General features: G+C 39.8%; 18 protein-coding genes. 10 read left to right on the top strand and 8 right to left on the bottom strand.

All coding sequences use genetic code 11. The annotated features are described in order from the left end of the window. Nucleotides 1-135 precede the first annotated feature (135 nt). The 8 genes from LMF89_RS13110 to LMF89_RS13080 all read right to left on the bottom strand — a co-directional run bounded on the left by LMF89_RS13110 (nt 136) and on the right by LMF89_RS13080 (nt 9282). Nucleotides 136-855, bottom strand: a complete 720-nt coding sequence (locus LMF89_RS13110; RefSeq protein WP_229535537.1) for a peroxiredoxin — start codon at nt 853-855, stop codon at nt 136-138. A gap of 303 nt (nt 856-1158) precedes the next feature. Beyond that, complete coding sequence (gene abc-f, locus LMF89_RS13105; RefSeq protein ID WP_229535482.1) at nt 1159-2784, bottom strand: ribosomal protection-like ABC-F family protein; 1626 nt, start codon at nt 2782-2784, stop codon at nt 1159-1161. Nucleotides 2785-3162: 378 nt separating this feature from the next. Next, nucleotides 3163-3768, bottom strand: coding sequence for an indolepyruvate oxidoreductase subunit beta (locus LMF89_RS13100; RefSeq protein WP_229535481.1), 606 nt, complete (start codon nt 3766-3768; stop codon nt 3163-3165). Nucleotide 3769: 1 nt separating this feature from the next. Next, nucleotides 3770-5548 (bottom strand): indolepyruvate ferredoxin oxidoreductase subunit alpha, encoded by a 1779-nt coding sequence (gene iorA, locus LMF89_RS13095; RefSeq protein ID WP_229535480.1) that lies wholly within the window; start codon nt 5546-5548, stop codon nt 3770-3772. 221 nt (nt 5549-5769) lie between these two features. Then, nucleotides 5770-6834, bottom strand: a complete 1065-nt coding sequence (locus tag LMF89_RS13090) for a GNAT family N-acetyltransferase (protein WP_229535479.1) — start codon at nt 6832-6834, stop codon at nt 5770-5772. Nucleotides 6835-6932: 98 nt separating this feature from the next. Then, nucleotides 6933-8579 (bottom strand): LytS/YhcK type 5TM receptor domain-containing protein, encoded by a 1647-nt coding sequence (locus tag LMF89_RS13085; RefSeq protein ID WP_229535478.1) that lies wholly within the window; start codon nt 8577-8579, stop codon nt 6933-6935. A 351-nt stretch (nt 8580-8930) separates the two neighbouring features. Then, on the bottom strand, nt 8931-9158 hold the full coding sequence (locus tag LMF89_RS26220; protein WP_369412603.1) for an SLAC1 family transporter: 228 nt from the start codon (nt 9156-9158) through the stop codon (nt 8931-8933). Further along, complete coding sequence (locus tag LMF89_RS13080) at nt 9061-9282, bottom strand: hypothetical protein (RefSeq protein WP_229535477.1); 222 nt, start codon at nt 9280-9282, stop codon at nt 9061-9063. The genes LMF89_RS26220 and LMF89_RS13080 overlap by 98 nt, the downstream gene beginning before the upstream one ends. 408 nt (nt 9283-9690) lie before the next feature. Here LMF89_RS13080 and LMF89_RS13075 point away from each other — a divergent pair, with 408 nt between their 5' ends. The 10 genes from LMF89_RS13075 to LMF89_RS13030 all read left to right on the top strand — a co-directional run bounded on the left by LMF89_RS13075 (nt 9691) and on the right by LMF89_RS13030 (nt 16334). Next, nucleotides 9691-10125, top strand: coding sequence for a DUF134 domain-containing protein (locus LMF89_RS13075; protein WP_007960440.1), 435 nt, complete (start codon nt 9691-9693; stop codon nt 10123-10125). Nucleotides 10126-10186: 61 nt separating this feature from the next. Further along, nucleotides 10187-10561 (top strand): iron-sulfur cluster assembly scaffold protein, encoded by a 375-nt coding sequence (locus tag LMF89_RS13070; protein WP_229535476.1) that lies wholly within the window; start codon nt 10187-10189, stop codon nt 10559-10561. A 66-nt stretch (nt 10562-10627) separates the two neighbouring features. Next, nucleotides 10628-10849 carry a DUF5320 domain-containing protein gene (locus LMF89_RS13065; RefSeq protein ID WP_229535475.1) on the top strand — a complete coding sequence of 74 codons (222 nt, stop codon included), beginning with the start codon at nt 10628-10630 and terminating at the stop codon, nt 10847-10849. 81 nt (nt 10850-10930) lie between these two features. Then, entirely contained in the window at nt 10931-11782 is an 852-nt protein-coding gene (locus tag LMF89_RS13060) for a nucleotide-binding protein (protein WP_229535474.1), read from the top strand. Further along, nucleotides 11779-12696, top strand: a complete 918-nt coding sequence (locus tag LMF89_RS13055) for an ATP-binding protein (protein WP_229535473.1) — start codon at nt 11779-11781, stop codon at nt 12694-12696. Before LMF89_RS13060 ends, LMF89_RS13055 begins: the two co-directional genes overlap by 4 nt. 49 nt (nt 12697-12745) lie before the next feature. Next, on the top strand, nt 12746-13714 hold the full coding sequence (locus LMF89_RS13050; protein WP_229535472.1) for a phenylacetate--CoA ligase family protein: 969 nt from the start codon (nt 12746-12748) through the stop codon (nt 13712-13714). Nucleotides 13715-13767: 53 nt separating this feature from the next. Continuing rightward, nucleotides 13768-14136 carry a NifB/NifX family molybdenum-iron cluster-binding protein gene (locus LMF89_RS13045; protein ID WP_229535471.1) on the top strand — a complete coding sequence of 123 codons (369 nt, stop codon included), beginning with the start codon at nt 13768-13770 and terminating at the stop codon, nt 14134-14136. A 43-nt stretch (nt 14137-14179) separates the two neighbouring features. Further along, the gene (locus LMF89_RS13040; RefSeq protein ID WP_229535470.1) at nt 14180-15388 is read left to right on the top strand and encodes an iron-sulfur cluster carrier protein MrpORP; all 1209 of its coding nucleotides are present in this window, start codon (nt 14180-14182) and stop codon (nt 15386-15388) included. A gap of 119 nt (nt 15389-15507) precedes the next feature. Further along, entirely contained in the window at nt 15508-15864 is a 357-nt protein-coding gene (locus tag LMF89_RS13035; RefSeq protein WP_229535469.1) for an MBL fold metallo-hydrolase, read from the top strand. Between the two features lie 35 nt (nt 15865-15899). After that, complete coding sequence (locus LMF89_RS13030) at nt 15900-16334, top strand: MBL fold metallo-hydrolase (RefSeq protein WP_229535468.1); 435 nt, start codon at nt 15900-15902, stop codon at nt 16332-16334. Nucleotides 16335-16392: the final 58 nt, after the last annotated feature.

The raw sequence follows: 16392 nt of genomic DNA, 5'->3' as shown, positions 1-16392 counted from the left end.
CTGGTTATAGGAGTCTTCTCTTTTTATGTCTACCTAACGAAATCGCACTTTTTAATAGTTCGTGAAATGAATTTACACCTCATAGGAGTGTCATTCTATAAGCTTGATTCTATTGATAATTATCACTACCTTTAATTAATACCTCTTCTTATGGACAGAATATCTATCATTCGGACATTTTACTTGATTTTTTGAGTTTAAATTATAATGACAGAACCACCAATCAAAACAACTTATTTCGCCATATTCATCTTCTTCTAACCTTTCTTTGGCGATTTTTTCTGTATTTGCTGGAGGTATAATAACATTACTGCCAATCAAATTATTCTGAGGCCAATTCGCTGGAGTCGCCACTTGATAGTTACTCGTTACCTGGAGGGCATGTATCAATCTCAAGATTTCGCTTATATTTCGTCCAACTTCTTGAGGATAATACAAAATGGCTCTAATGATTCCTTTATTGTCTATAATGAATACAGCTCTAACAGTATTTGTTCCCTTATTAGGATGAATCATACCCAATCGCTTGGCAACATTCCCCTGATCATCAGCGATAATTGGAAATTGAATTTCAACTTGTAAATTATCATATATCCACTCAATCCATTTTAAATGCGCAAACACTTGATCGATGGATAATCCCATTAGCTCCGTATTTAACTTACAGAAATCTTCCCGTCTTGTTTCAAATGCTACAAATTCAGTGGTGCAAACGGGTGTAAAATCACCAGGATGACTAAAGAGCATTAGCCATTTTCCTGAATAATCTCCAGGTAGTTTAATGTCTCCCTGGGTAGTCTTTACTATCATTTCAGGAAATGTATCTCCTATCAAAGGCATTCTTTCGTAAGCCATACCATCCACCTTCTTATCCTCCTCAACCGTCATAGCTTTATATTTATGTATAATATGAAGCCCTCAAGTGAAACGTTCAACTAACGAAATAACTTCACTCCTAGCAATTTTTATGACTATAACCTATGCAATGTTTACTGTGGAGGAATAAGCCTCCTATCCACTTTAAATCTTAACTTATATAGAGAAAGCCACTATTTACTTTTATAGATAAATAGTGGCTTTCTCTACATTCCTACTGATATTGGTAAGCACAATTAAGCTGCATTATAATTGCTTACTTTCTAGCAATCAGGATCGTGGCTATTTCAATTTTAAGAGTAATTCACGATACTCCTTGTCTAAATGATCTATGATGTTTCTGTCTTTAGCAACAGATAATTTACTAAGCACTTCGGCCAGACGATGCTCTAGTAAAAGTCGTCCCTCTTTAGCTGAATCCATCTTCTCCTCCTGTTTATATTGGAGATATTCTTCATAATTCCCAGAAAAAAGCCGAAGCTTTCCAGAATCAAATAGCATGAGATGGGTAGCGATGGAATTAATAAATTTTCGGTCATGAGAAGCCAGCAGTATTGTCCCTTTATACTCTGCCAACACAGCTTCAAGTGCTGCCAAAGATGGTAAATCCAAGTAATTTGTTGGTTCATCCAACAGTAGAACATTTGCTTTGCTCACCATAATTTGGGCTAGAGCGACACGTGTTCTCTCGCCTCCGCTCAATACGGCAACTTTTTTATACACATCATCCCGGCGAAATAGCAACTGTGCCAGCAGGCTTCTCACGAAGTTCTCATCATAGATACTATCTGTCATCACATTTACCAGTATCGATTTATCTAGATCAAGCCCCTCTATCGCCTGGCTGAAATATCCAAAGCGTACCTTGGGTGCAACATAGATCCCTTCAGCGTATGACAGAATCATATTCATTAACGTTGTTTTTCCGCAGCCGTTATCGCCAATCAGAGCTACCTTATAACCGTTAAAAATGCTAAATTCAGCCTGATCATACAATCTGCGATTGTCAAAGAATTTGCTTATCCCTTCTGCCCGCAGCACCATTTTGCTGTATAGATCATCGGTATTCTCCAAATCAAATATCACCTTAGGATTACTTTTGGGTTTATCCTTGACCTCTAGCTGACTCATTCGTGTTTCCATGGCTTTTACGGCTTTATACAAGTTCGCTTTTGCTTTTTGATTCCCCATTTTGTGTAGTCGTGCTTCCGAATTTCCCATCCGGCTTGGAGTTTTTCTCATGGATACTGCCTGCTGCCTGCGGTCGGCTGCCCCAGCCTCTAGTTTTTTCTTCTCTACAAGATAATTTTCATATTCTCGGGCTTGCTGCGCTTTCTTCACCTCTTTGTCGGCAAGGTACTGTTGATAATTACCTGTGTAAACCTTGATTTCTCCCTCCTGTATCTCCCATATACTAGTACAAACCATGTCAAGCAATTCCCGATCGTGGGAAACAATGACAAAGGCCCCTTGAAATTCTCGCAGCTTTTGCTGCACAAGTTCAGTTCCCTTAATATCCAAGTTTGCTGTTGGCTCATCAGCTAGCAAGAAAGCAGTGTCTTTACTAAGCGCTAAAGCAAGTCGATAGCGAGTCTTTTCTCCCCCGCTCATTGTCTTCTCATACTGCATCCCAATTTGGAATTGATGAGCAAGACCTGGATTCATACCATCTTCCTGCTCATAACTGCCATCTAGCTGAGCAATATAAGAAGGGGTGCGATACTGAACAACCTTCCCTTCATCAGGCTGCATTAAACCTGCCATGATTTTTAGCAGAGTAGTTTTCCCTACTCCATTGGAACCAACAATACCGATACGATCTTTCGAATATACCTTTAAATCATCAATTTTAAATAAGCAGCGATCCCCAACGGATTTCACAATATCTTTTAATTCTAATATTAACAAAAAAACCTCTCCTTTTTGCAAAGAGAGGACATACGTACAGAAAAAAGAGCGTAGCAACACGCACCTATACATAATCCTCTCTAGAATTCAAATGAGCACATGAACAGAATCCTGCGTATTAATACAGGAATGCTCTCTCATTTGATTTACTAAAAAAGATTATTTGCGCATGTTCGTAATACCCTTTTCCTTCCGTTATATTTTGTGATTCTAATAGTATTTTACCCAATACATCCGCAAATAGCAATAGAATACTCTTCCAATTATATATTGTGAACAATTAACTACTTTGATTAAGACTATGAAAAAATGATAAAGAATTAGAGAATTAAAGCCGAATCCCTTATGGTCAGGGATTCGGCTTTAATGTTGTTGCGTTTATGTTGTTGCGTTTATTTTGGGGACGAGAAACCTGTCCCCTGTAAGTCCTGCATGAAAGGCTTCAAGGTTGATATCAACTGTTTTAGCTTTAACATGATTCCTAATGGCCTGCTCCCAGTCAATATTCTCCAAACTCATGGCTTTTACTAAAGCACCAAATAATACGATATTCATAGTCTTGGCATTGCCAAGTTGTACTGCAATTTCAGCGGCTTTCAGCACTGTTGTCTTCACTTTTTGCTGAATCAGCTCCAGTATACCATCTGGGTAATCAATTTGCCCCATAAGAATAAGGGCGAAAGGAATCTGATAATCATTGACAATCGCAGTTCCCTTAGGATTGATATATTCTAACCAGCGCAATGCTTCCATAGTCTCAAAAGCAACTAATATATCCGCTTGCCCCTTGCCAATTATCGGGGAATAGACCTTCTTGCCATATCTAACTTGAGTACTGACACTACCACCGCGTTGTGCCATGCCATGAACTTCAGACATTTTTACATCATATCCTGCGGTAATCAAACCATCCGACAATATTTTACTTGCAAGAATGGTCCCTTGCCCTCCTACACCTACTAAAAGTATATTTTTAACATCCATTTTATTCCCCCACCCTTGAAATTGCTTTTTGGGGGCATACTTGAACGCATACCTGGCATGCAACACATTGAACCGGATCTATTTTTGCTTTCCTAGCGCCTTTATCAAATCTTAAAGCCGGGCAGCCCGTCCAAATGCACAACTTACAACCAATACATTTTTCCTCTTTTACTTCACAAGTCGACATGTAATTCCCAAATTCATCCTTATCGATCTGAGATTGTTTTTTTAGAACACACGGCCATCGCGTAATGATAACCGATGGTTCATCAAGACTAAGCGCCCACTCTAACGCTGATTTCACTGTAGAAAGTATCAGTGGGTTGATTACTCGCACATGATCAATCCCCACTGCTTTCACCACAGCAGCAATATCTAGAGCCTTTGTCGGCATTCCCTGAAGAGTAAAACCAGTACCAGGATGATCTTGGTGACCGGTCATCCCGGTAATTCGATTATCTAGAATACAGGTAATTGTATTGCTGTTGTTATACGCAATATCCATGATACTGTTTATTCCCGTGTGGAAGAAGGTCGAGTCTCCAATTGTAGCAACTACTCGCATGTTTTCGTTAAACTTGTTGAAAATCTTTTGTGCTCCATGTGCTATACTCGGAGCTCCTCCCATGCAAATAGCGCTATCTTTGGCACTAAGAGGAGCAGATCCTCCTAATGCATAGCAACCGATATCTCCAGAAACCATAACATTTCTAATCTTAGACAACTCATAAAAAAAACCACGATGTGGGCAACCAGCACAAAGGACTGGCGGCCTAGAAGCAATAGAAGCAGAATCGTACTGAACTCTCTGTCTTTCTGTACCAATCAAACTTTTGGCTATAATATCTGGATTTAATTCATACATATTGGGAATTTTTTCTTTACCGATACAAGCAATACCGGCTTGCTTAATTTGTTCTTCTAAGTAAGGTTCCAACTCTTCCACAATATAGAGTGTTTCCATCTTCGTAGCAAATTCCCTTATTTTCATCAGTGGCAGCGGATAGGTGAAACCAAGTTTTAAATAAGAAACGGTATCGTCAAATACTTCTTTAGTATGTTGGTAAGCAATCCCCGAAGTGATAATCCCAATTTTACTTTCGTTCCATTCAAAATAATTGAGGCTTGTCTCGTTAGAATATTGCTCTAATTCTTTAAGTCTTCCGTTCAACTGAGCCCGTAATTTTCGCGAAATTGCAGGCATTAAATCGTATTTAGCAAGGTTCTTCACATATGGCTTTTTGCCTACTTCTTGACGCTCGCCGATTTCCACTATACTTTTACTGTGACAAACCCGTGTCGTCATTCTCATTAATACAGGTGTATCAAACTTTTCACTAATTTCCATAGCCACTTTGATCATATCTTTCGATTCTTGACTGTCACTTGGTTCAATCATTGGGATCTTAGCAAATTTGGCATAGTATCTGTTGTCTTGTTCATTCTGTGACGAATGTAGACCAGGATCATCAGCAGTGATCAGCAGCATTCCCCCATTCACTCCCGTATAGGCAAAGCTAAAAAGAGGATCTGCAGCAACATTTACCCCAACCATTTTCATTGCTGCTAATGACCTTGCCCCTGCAATAGAGGCACCAATGGCACTTTCCAAAGCTACCTTTTCATTAGGTGCCCATTCAGCAATAATATCCTTTTTAAATTCTGCAATATTCTCCAATATTTCCGTGCTGGGAGTACCAGGGTAAGCAGCAGCAAAAGTCACTCCTGCTTCGTATGCCCCTTGAGCCACAGCTTCATTACCTGTTAGTAACTTTCTCATCTAAATTTCTCCTTCCCCATTGTCCTTCGCAACTTTGACAGCTCTGAATCCTGATTAGAAAAAACACCATTATTTATCTTTTACTGCTACTGATAAATAATGGTATTTTTTCTATCCCCCTATTCTAATTATAGGTTATTTAAATTGTTTGAGCGACCCGGCTAAGAATCCCCTCATACACTTTTACTTGATGTTGTTGAATTTTTTCTCAAGATAACAGATTAACAATTTCTTTCTTTTTTTATATAAGAAAGAATTTCTTTGGCATTGTTATTGATTAATAAAATTTTATTATAATCAATTGCAATATTATTCAAATATTGTAAAACCAAAGCATCTTTACAAGCAGTTCCCGGCATTATTCCGGCAAAAAAGAATCCCATCTTTTCAAATTCAGGTGTCAGATAATAGGTCAAAGGATCGTTTAGGCTTAAGTACAAATGAATTACAACAAATTTCTCAGAACAAAATTTACTTAACATTGCACTAATTTCCGGAATTATCTTTTTTCCATATCGTACGATCTTTACGATTGCCTGTCTTAATTTCTTGTCAGCTTTAATTCTAAAATCTGACTGGCTATTTACATCGTTTTCTGATTTTTTTTCTGGTATTCGGCACTGAACACGAGCTACGCCAATATTTTTAAATAAGTTCTTAACCATGTTTTTATGTTTCTGTGGAGGATAGATAATCAGTGTTTTAGGCTTTACAATGTACATATAAGTTAACACTAATGTTAAACGCTGTGATTGTTCAGTACTAATTTCTATAAACTCAGCATCAGGAAGATAGCCTAACCAAATTCCACAATCTTTAAAGCCGTGATGATAAACTTGCTTTTGAGAAAATATATGCTTGGTAACAGGTGGAATATAAATTCCGATTACACCTTGAAACATCTTGGGATCTTTATAAACATATAAATATTCCGCCAGTTTTGTCAATACCCCACGATTACGAAAAGCAGGCTTAACCACAGCTATTATCGGTTCAACAATTTGTGGGTCATCTATTGTTCGCAAAAGGGCCATATGTCCGATAATCTCCCCCTTATCTGTAACAACTACAACTGACGTTAAATAACCACTTTCATTTGCCCGAACCAGTTCCGCAGGATCGTAATATTGTTTGTAAAAATAGGAGTCACCATAACATTCTTGTATAATGCTCACAACATCAGTTGCTTCGGCTGGATTCATGGTCCGAACGGCAAAATTTAAATTAGGACTAGTAGTATTATATGGATAATAACCCCATAATAGTTGATTGCTTACTGTTTTCATAGCAAAATTCCCTCTCGGACATTTATTATTAAGATTTGTTTTTAGCCAGTCTTTCTCGTTACAAAATCATTATCAGTTATCACCTCTGAACCTTATGCCTATATTTTGAATTTTACCAAAAAGGTTGTTCCCTTTGAACTGCTTTCTATCGCTATAACTGCTCTATGTCGTTCCGCTATACTATAACAAATAGCAAGCCCTAAGCCAGTTCCAGTATCCTTCGTTGAAAAAAACGGAGTTCCTATCTTTTTCAGCATCTCCGCATCCATACCTTTACCCCGATCCTGGACGCTTAAAACTACTTCCCCGCTATCGATATAGGTACTAATTTTTAGAATTCCGTTATCCTCCATTGATTCAATTCCATTTTTTGATAATTTTAAAATTAGCTGTTTCATCTCCTTTTTATCCATAAGTAGATCAGGAATATCTCCTAAATCCACATCAACTTCTTTGTTCGTAGCCATCCCGTCCTCCTTTATTAAAGGTAGCAAGCCACATATCAATGTATTGAGATTAATCAATGTAAAATCTACAGATTTAGATCTTGCTAATAGAATCAATTCACTCATTATCGAATTGATTTGATCTAGCTCTTGAATCGTTAGGTCAAAGTATTCACTATAATGAATTAAATCCTTCTTTGCACGAAGAAATTGTATGAAACCACGAATAGTAGTCAGTGGATTGCGTATCTCATGGGCAATCCCTGTGGACATATATCCAACCAGATTGAGTCGTTCTAGTCGCGCCTCTTCCAATTTTTTTCTCTCACTAATATCAATATAAACGCTTAGTGTATATGGCTTACCTCCAATGTCAATTAACTCGCAAAAAAGTAGGCCTATTTGCAATTTTCCTGATTTAGTATAGGCATGTGTTTCGAAATTTCGAATTGATTTTCCCTCACGTAATACTTGAACAATTTCATCGTAATCATCAATCAAGATATGTAGGTTTCTTAAAGTTTCTCCGATCACTTCTTCGCGTGTATATTCAAAAGTACGTAAAAAACTGTCATTAATCATAATACATCGTCCATCGTCTATTGTCCTTATCGACATAGGACTAGGATTGAGATTAAAGGCTGTTGCAAAACGTTCTTCACTTTTTTGTAGCTCTCTTTGCGCATTATCTTTTTCAATTTGATTTTTACGCGCGCTCACCACATTTCTTGTAACAAAAATAAAAATTGCAGCACCAACCGTATGAGCAACAGTCATTGGTATAGCAAATCTTTTAACAATATCTATTACTCCATCACTCCATTGTCCCATAATTAGAGTCAGTATCATATGGAATATTTCAAAACTAGCAGCAAATACTGCTGCTTCACATACCCCTGGCAGCTGTCCTTTTTTCCATCTGTGTACAAATCCACCCGCCAATCCAGCAAGCAGCGTTATCAACACTGCGGAATTAGTAACTTCTGCCGCTCCATATCGTAAGTCATATAAGCGGTACCCGCCACTAAACAAACCAGCACCAACACCAATAATGGGACCACCTAATAACCCAGCAAGCATCGGTCCAAGAACTCTGACATTAGCTATACCGCCTGCAATAGCGCCGTAAAGAGAAAAGATTCCAAACGTCAATGTAAATAAAACTTCGTTTTTAGTATTACGTTTTCCCTCAACTATTTCCCAATAATATTTTCTATGGCTTAATACATAAGCCATAACGATAATTACGCACACATTGTTAATGGGGGATATAATAACATTAATTAAATCTTCATTCAAAAAACATCACCTCTACAGCGAAAATATAACATAAAAGACGAAAAATGTAAATATATGTTATAATTGGTAATACATCATTTTAACCATTTGCCTCCATAATTCTAATAATGCCTATCCAAAAGCTCCCTTGATGTTCCGCTAATAGAGATACAGGGCAAAAATATAAAAACTTCAAGAGCATTTGACTCTCGAAGTTTTTTATTGATTTGCTTGATAGCTTATACTCACTGCTTCTCTTTCATTATTTTATACGTTAATAAAGCTATCAACATGATTGAGAGAGAGGCAAACTATTTTCTTATGGTAAATTCCTCCGCACTGCCTTGCCGCATAAGGCGATAATTGCCCCCATTAGTCCGAGACACAAACCGTGTTACGGCGAAAAGCATGTATCGTTTTTATCGTTACCATAGCAACAATCAGTGTAGTCACCGTCAATAACAGAGTCGCCAGCCACGCAAACAGTATTAGTCCTGTAAACTTAAAAGCCAGGGTGGTGGCAATCGTTACGGCGCACATGGGGAACGTGTATGCCCACCAGGATACAAAAAAGTTTATCCTGGTAAAATTCCGCGCCATCGAGAATAACAAAAATTTGTAAACCTAAGACTTGCTCAAACCGCTGGTAGGCAATCGACAAACCGCATAGCCCCATCACGCTGGTAAATAGTCCAATAGGAAAATAGGATACCCCACTTACCAAAATCAATCCCCCCTTATAAGTATTGTTGTTTATAAGAATCATCCCCCAGGCATCTGCCCTGCCACCACGGCATCCTGGCACATGCTACAATAGTATTGTATAATGGTAAAACAAAATCACGGAAGATTACGCTCCTGCTTTGTCTGACCTTATTGGTGTTAGGCTTGAAAATGATACTAAGTAAATGACAATATAACCTTGACAAGGAACCTACTAAAATTATATATTAGTTATGAAATATATTCCACAACTATTTTTTAGAGTCATAAGGTACAATGCTGTATCACCTAATTGGTTTTTCGCAATCCAAGATAGCGGATACATATAAACCCTCTTCCTTTCTTGACATTTTCCTTTGGATATTATATATTGATTATGAAATATATTTCACAATTAGAAAGGAGTACTATGGGTCGTCCACATAAAGAACGCCGAGTTGAACAACTGCCTCCTACCACTCACTATAAACCTGTAGGGATTCCCCTGCGCGACATTGAGGAAGTCATATTAACCATTGAAGAAATGGAGGCTATCCGTCTAGCAGATATCGAACAACTAGATCAAGCATCAGCCGCTGACCGCATGGAAGTATCGCGGCCCACTTTTCACCGCATTGTCAATAGTGCTCATCAAAAAATAGCTGCTGCCTTGTGGCAGGGACATGCGTTACGGGTAGATGGTGGTAACTTTCGCATTGCTCACCGATTTCAAGCAGATCTGCGTCATTGTATTTGCCATACTTGTGGTCACAAATGGTCCTTACCCCACGGTACCGGACAACGTTGCCATGATTTATCCTGCCCTCAATGTCAAGCTTCCACTGTTAGTCGTGACGATAGCTAAGCATATTTCACGTAATGATGAAATATGCTTCAAGTAAGTAATTATAATAAGGGGGTATTCAATGTATTCCGATACAGTGATTGATCATTTTATGTCACCCCGCAACGCATGGCAAATGCCAGATGCTGATGGAATCGGAACCATAGGTGAACCAGACTGCGGCGACCATTGCATGATGTTTATTAAGATTCGGGAAGAAATCATTCACGAGATCAGTTTTCTTATTTTCGGTTGTGGCGCCGCAGTTGCCTCTGGCAGCATGACAACAGTGCTGGCAAAAGGAAAAAGTATTAAAGAAGCTCTAGAGCTTACGGAGCAAGACATCATTAATGCCCTGGACGGCTTACCCGAAGGGAAACAACACTGTTCTAATTTGGGCGTGGCTGCTTTACAAGCGGCCATCAAAGATTATCTAGCAAAACAGGGAGAAAGTTAGGTTAAATAACTTTTTTTAGCCTAGTTATGAAATATATTTCATAATTTTCAAAAGGAGGTGAATACTATGCCAAGAAGAGATGGAACTGGTCCGTTGGGTAATGGACCAATGGGCCGCGGTCGTGGCAATTGCCAAGGTACATTTTTAGGATGCAATATGCGAAGATTTTTTGGTTTTGGCAGTAATAATACTATGAACCAAAAATCTTTAGAAGTTCAGGCAGCTCACCTAGAAGAACAAGCTGCTAACCTACGGAACATAGCCAAACAGAACCGTAAAGCCGAGTAATTCTAATCACCACATCTGCAAATTTGCCTGTTTCCCAGGCAAGAGTAATCTCAATTTAGCTATACCAAAGGAGGAGTCCATGTGCTTATCAGTATTGCCAGTGGCAAGGGTGGAACAGGTAAAACTACGCTAGCCCTACTACTCGCCTCCATTCATTCAGATATCACCCTGATTGACTGCGACGTGGAAGAACCAAACTGTCATTTATTTCTCAAACCAGAATGGCAAGACCAAGGGCAAGAAGTTGCGGTCATGATACCACAAATTAATATAGAATTGTGTAATGGATGCGAAACTTGTTCAACTGTCTGTCTATTTAATGCCATTGCAATTTCTGGCGGAGCAGCCCTATTATTTAACGAATTATGTCATAGTTGCGGAGGTTGCATTCTAGCTTGTCAACAAGGTGCCATTACAGAAGCTAAGAAACTTATTGGCACCATCACGACTGGAACTTCACCAATCTTTCCTGCTATTCAATTCCTAAGTGGCTCATTAGATATCGGCACCCCCAGTGCTGTGCCTCTTATCAAAGCCATAAAAGAAAAAGTCTCTCATCTTGCGGGTGATATCCTACTTGATTGTCCGCCTGGTACCTCCTGCTCTATGGTTACTGCCGTCAAAGATAGTGACTTTTGCATTCTGGTCACTGAGCCCACCCCCTTTGGCAAGCACGATCTGGAATTGGCAATGAATATTACCCATCTGCTCAACATACCTACAGGTGTAGTTATTAATAAAAGTGACGAAAATATTGGCGATGAAAGTATTGAATCCTTGTGCCGCATTCGCCAAATTCCAGTATTGGCAAAAATACCTCATAGTTTCTCCTTTGCTAAAGAATATGCTGCCGGCTTCATACCTGATGAATTTCAAGCTGTCGCTGCTACTATCTGGAGCCAACTAAATGCCAAAGGGAGTGAGGGAATATGAAAGAATTAGTCATTGTCAGCGGCAAAGGCGGTACTGGCAAAACTAGCATCAGTGCTGCCCTCGCCTTTCTGTCGTCACAAAAAGTGCTAATAGATTGTGATGTAGACGCTGCTAACCTTCACTTAGTCAGCGGTGCCATCATCCGTGAAACCCATGAATTTAAAGCTGGTTTTGAACCAAATGTTGATGAAAACAAATGCACCTCTTGCGGCCAATGTACTGACTTATGTCGTTTTGGGGCCATTACTGCGGGTGTCATCACTACACCCCTTAATTGTGAGGGATGCGGCGTATGTGCCTTCAATTGCCCTGAACATGCGATTTCCATGCTGGAAAAACAAGCTGGTCATTGGTTTTTTGCTGATACTCATTTGGGTCAGTTAATCTATGCTGAACTAGGTTTATCGGTGGAGAACTCAGGAAAACTGGTTAGTAAAGTACGACAAGAAGGCAAAAAAATTGCAAAAGCTAAGAAATTCCCTCTCATGATCACGGATGGTCCTCCAGGTATCGGCTGCCCAGCTATCGCCGCCTTATCGGGTGCCAGTTTAGCACTGGCTGTGGTAGAACCCTCCTTATCCAGCATACATGATTTAAAGCGCTTAGTCGATTTAGTTGCCCATTTCAAAATCCCCTTAGCAGTGTGCATCAATAAGAGTACACTGCATCGGGAAAATACCCGAGAAATTATCGCCTGGTGCCACAGTAAAGCCATTCCTATCATGGGCCAACTTCCCTATAGTGATGCATTTCGCATCGCTGTCCAGTCCGGTAAAACCGTGCTAGAAATGGAGGATGCCGCTGTCATAGAAGAGATGACAAAACTATGGCATAACCTTGCAAAACGTTTAGAGGTTTCCATAACTGAAAGTAATATTGGCTTTTTTCGGAGAAAACTCAATATTTTTCAGTAAAAGCCTCTTTATAGAATGAAGTAAACAAAAGCATCTGGAGGTACTCTATTTGATATTAAACACCGGCATTGAATCTATGACTGAATCGGAAAAAGTAGCACTACAAAGCCAGCAACTAAAAAAGCTAGTCGAGCGAGCTTACGAAAAAACAAGTTTTTATCAAGAACGTATGCAAGCTATAGGTTTGGCACCTAATGAAATTCAAACTATCAATGATATCAGCAAATTGCCCCTCATGACTTCTAAAGATTTAATCAACAACTATCCTTTTGGGCTGTTAACCATTCCCGTAAGTGGTATTGCTCGATTTCAGCAAAGAAGCGACTTCAATACCGCAGTGGGATTTACCCAACAAGATATTTCTCACCAAGTCGAAATGCTCTGCCGCACTTTAGTTGCCTGTCATATAATCACTAGTTCAGTGATTATGATTGCGCCCCAATCCTTAGACACTGACAGTATTGTAGCATTACAACAAGCTGCAGAAAGTATTGGAATTACAGTCATATCCAGTCCATTACCTAATGTAACCTCCCAAATTAAAACCCTATTGGATTTTGGTGTTACGACTATCTTTTCTACTCCTGACATTCTTTTTCAATTAGCAGATTTCTTGAAAAATGCAGGTTTTTCTACCCGCGACCTACCTCTCATGAACATTCTTTGCGAAGCACACCACTGCTCTGCTACAGTACGCAAAAGCCTGGAAGAACAATTTCAAATTCCCGTTTATACAATCTATGGGCTGGAAGAGTTAATGAATCTAGGAATCGCTGGTGAATGCCATAAGCAAAATTGGTTACACATCCACGAAGATCATTTTTATCCAGAAATCATTGACCCTCACACTGGTTCTATTATTTCTAATAACCAACCCGGTGAATTAGTGCTCACCACCCTTTCTAGAGAAGCCATGCCCCTTATTCGTTATCGCACTGGCGACATGGCTCTATTGGAACATAAACCATGTACCTGCGGCAGAACATCGGCACGGTTAAAACTAGTTACTGATAAATAAGCTGCTTGATTTAGCAAATGATCTATAAGAAACGAAAGTGAGGAAAACAGATTATGAAAATTGCCATTACATCTTACGGTGAGGACTGCCACGCAGCAATCGACTCTCGATTTGGTCGAGCTGATTATTTTTTGATTTACGACCAGGAAAAAGAAGCTTGGGAGAGTCTGCCAAATACACAAAACCTAGAAGCTGCCCATGGAGCTGGTATCCAAGCCGGTCAAGCCATAGCCAAAACTGGAGCTAGCGTACTCATCACGGGGCATGTCGGCCCTAAAGCTTTCAAAGTGCTAGAAGCAGGCAAAATCGCCATGTATTCCATAGGAGATATGAGTGGTAGCGTAGAGGATGCGCTAGCAGCTTTCCTTGAAGGAAAACTTGCAGTGATCGACGTGCCAGGTGCTATGAATCACGGTAAATAATATACTCATTTTTACAGCAAAATCAAAGGAGATGGATGTTAGAATGTCTTGTAACTCAACTACCACAGATCATGATTTTGAAGCACAAAGCCAAAAAATCAATAATTTCTTGCAGAATGTCGACCACAAGATCGTTGTCATGAGTGGTAAAGGCGGCGTCGGGAAAAGTACGATTGCCACTAACTTAGCCGTATTTCTTAGCAGCCAGGGCTATAAAGTCGGCCTATTGGACGTGGATGTACACGGTCCAAGTGTTGCTGGTCTTTTAGGACTTACTGACCTAAAACTAAATATTATTAACAATCGAATACAACCTTATTCTTATACCGATAATTTAAAGGTAATCTCTATCCAAGGATTATTAAATCAACCAGATGAACCGCTCATCTGGCGAGGTCCAATGAAAATCGGCATTATCCGCCAATTTCTAGGCGATGCAGATTGGGGTCCCTTAGATTTCCTCATTATCGACAGTCCACCCGGAACTGGCGATGAACCTTTGACAGTAGCTCAAACAGTAACTGACTGCCAAGCTGTTATCGTAACAACTCCTCAAGAAATTTCGCTGGCAGATGTACGCAAGTCTATTCAGTTCTGTCAAAAGGTAAATATGCCAATTTTAGGCCTAATTGAAAATATGAGTGGATTCGTATGCCCCTCTTGCAATAGCCTACATGCCATCTTCAAAAGCGGTGGTGGCGAACAATTGGCAACGGCTGCAAAAATTCCATTCCTCGGTCGCCTACCCATTGATCCTAGCGTGGTCACTGCTGGCGATGCTGGTCAATCCATTGATAGTTTGAACAATCCCAGCAAAGAAAAACTGCAAGGGATTGTCGATCAAATTATTAACCAACTTCCCAATAAAAAGAAAGGTGCTGATTCAACTATGAAAATTGCGATTCCATTAGCTGGAGGTAAACTTGCTACCCATTTTGGTCATTGCCAAGAATTCGCCATTATGACTATCGATAATGGTAACGTTATCAAACATGAAACTTTGACCCCGCCTCCTCATGCTCCTGGTGTCATTCCTAACTGGGTGGCTGATCTAGGATGTACTGACATTTTAGTCGGCGGCATGGGTGAAGCGGCCCAGGTCATTTTAAAAGAACGTGGCGTAAAAGTCTCGTGTGGTGCCCCAGCAGATACTCCTGAAAACTTGGTTGCCCTCTATCTGCGCGGCGAACTTGTCGACTCTGGCAACGCCTGCGACCATGATGCTCACGGTCATGACTGCGGCAGTCATTAAGTAAGTCTTTCAGGCGCATCTAGAACGATATTCCATCATTCTAGATGCGCCTTTATCTAAAGTACATCTTACTCTGCATGAAGCCATACTCGCTGCTCACCAAAAGGAGGTCTTACTTTATGCGACTTACTATCCTCATTGATAATACAACCAATATGCGAGACCTGAAAGCTGAATCTGGTTTTTCCCTCTACATCGAAGATCAATCAACTAACATTTTATTTGACACTGGCTGTTCTGCTCTATTTATGGAGAATGCCCATAAACTTGGCATTAATTTACGGGAAGCAGATTACATCATATTATCCCATGGTCATTATGACCATACTTGGGGCCTCAAACACCTACTCCATTTGTACGTCACTGCCGACACGCCTCATAGCTCTAACCCTATATTATTAACCCATCCATTGTCCTTCAGTCACCGGACAAAGGACGGCAAAAACGGGGTTGCAATGTATCAGAAGAAGAACTGATGAGCTCCTTTACTATCCACAAGAGTAAGAGTCCATTGTGGATTAGTAAACAACTTGTTTTCTTAGGTGAAATAGAACGTAAATTCCCATATGAAGGAAATCACACGATTGGCCAGATTATCAAAAACGGCATTGCTGTCAATGACTCCATGGAAGACGATACTGCGCTCGCCTACAAATCAAGTCAAGGGCTTGTCATTATCACAGGTTGCTCCCATTCGGGCATATGCAATATCGTGGAGCAGGCTAAAGAAATTTGTCAAGATGATCGAGTGCTATCCATCATCGGCGGACTGCACCTACGAAAACCATCAATCGAACAACTTAATGGCACCATTACCTATCTACGCCAAACAAATGTCAGAAAGCTGTATGCCTGCCACTGCACAGATCAGCCTTCACGCATTGCTTTGGCACAACTAGGTAACCTTTGTGAAACAACCGTCGGACTAACTCTGGAATATCCATAATATCTTTTATAGAAAATCCGGTGTAAAATGAATCATTTATAAAAAAAATATATAATGC

Source organism: Pelosinus baikalensis, assembly GCF_020819555.1.
Classification (GTDB): Bacteria; Bacillota; Negativicutes; order DSM-13327; family DSM-13327; genus Pelosinus; species Pelosinus baikalensis.
Note: the sequence above shows the minus strand (reverse complement) of the source record. Positions and strands in the feature narration are given on the sequence as shown.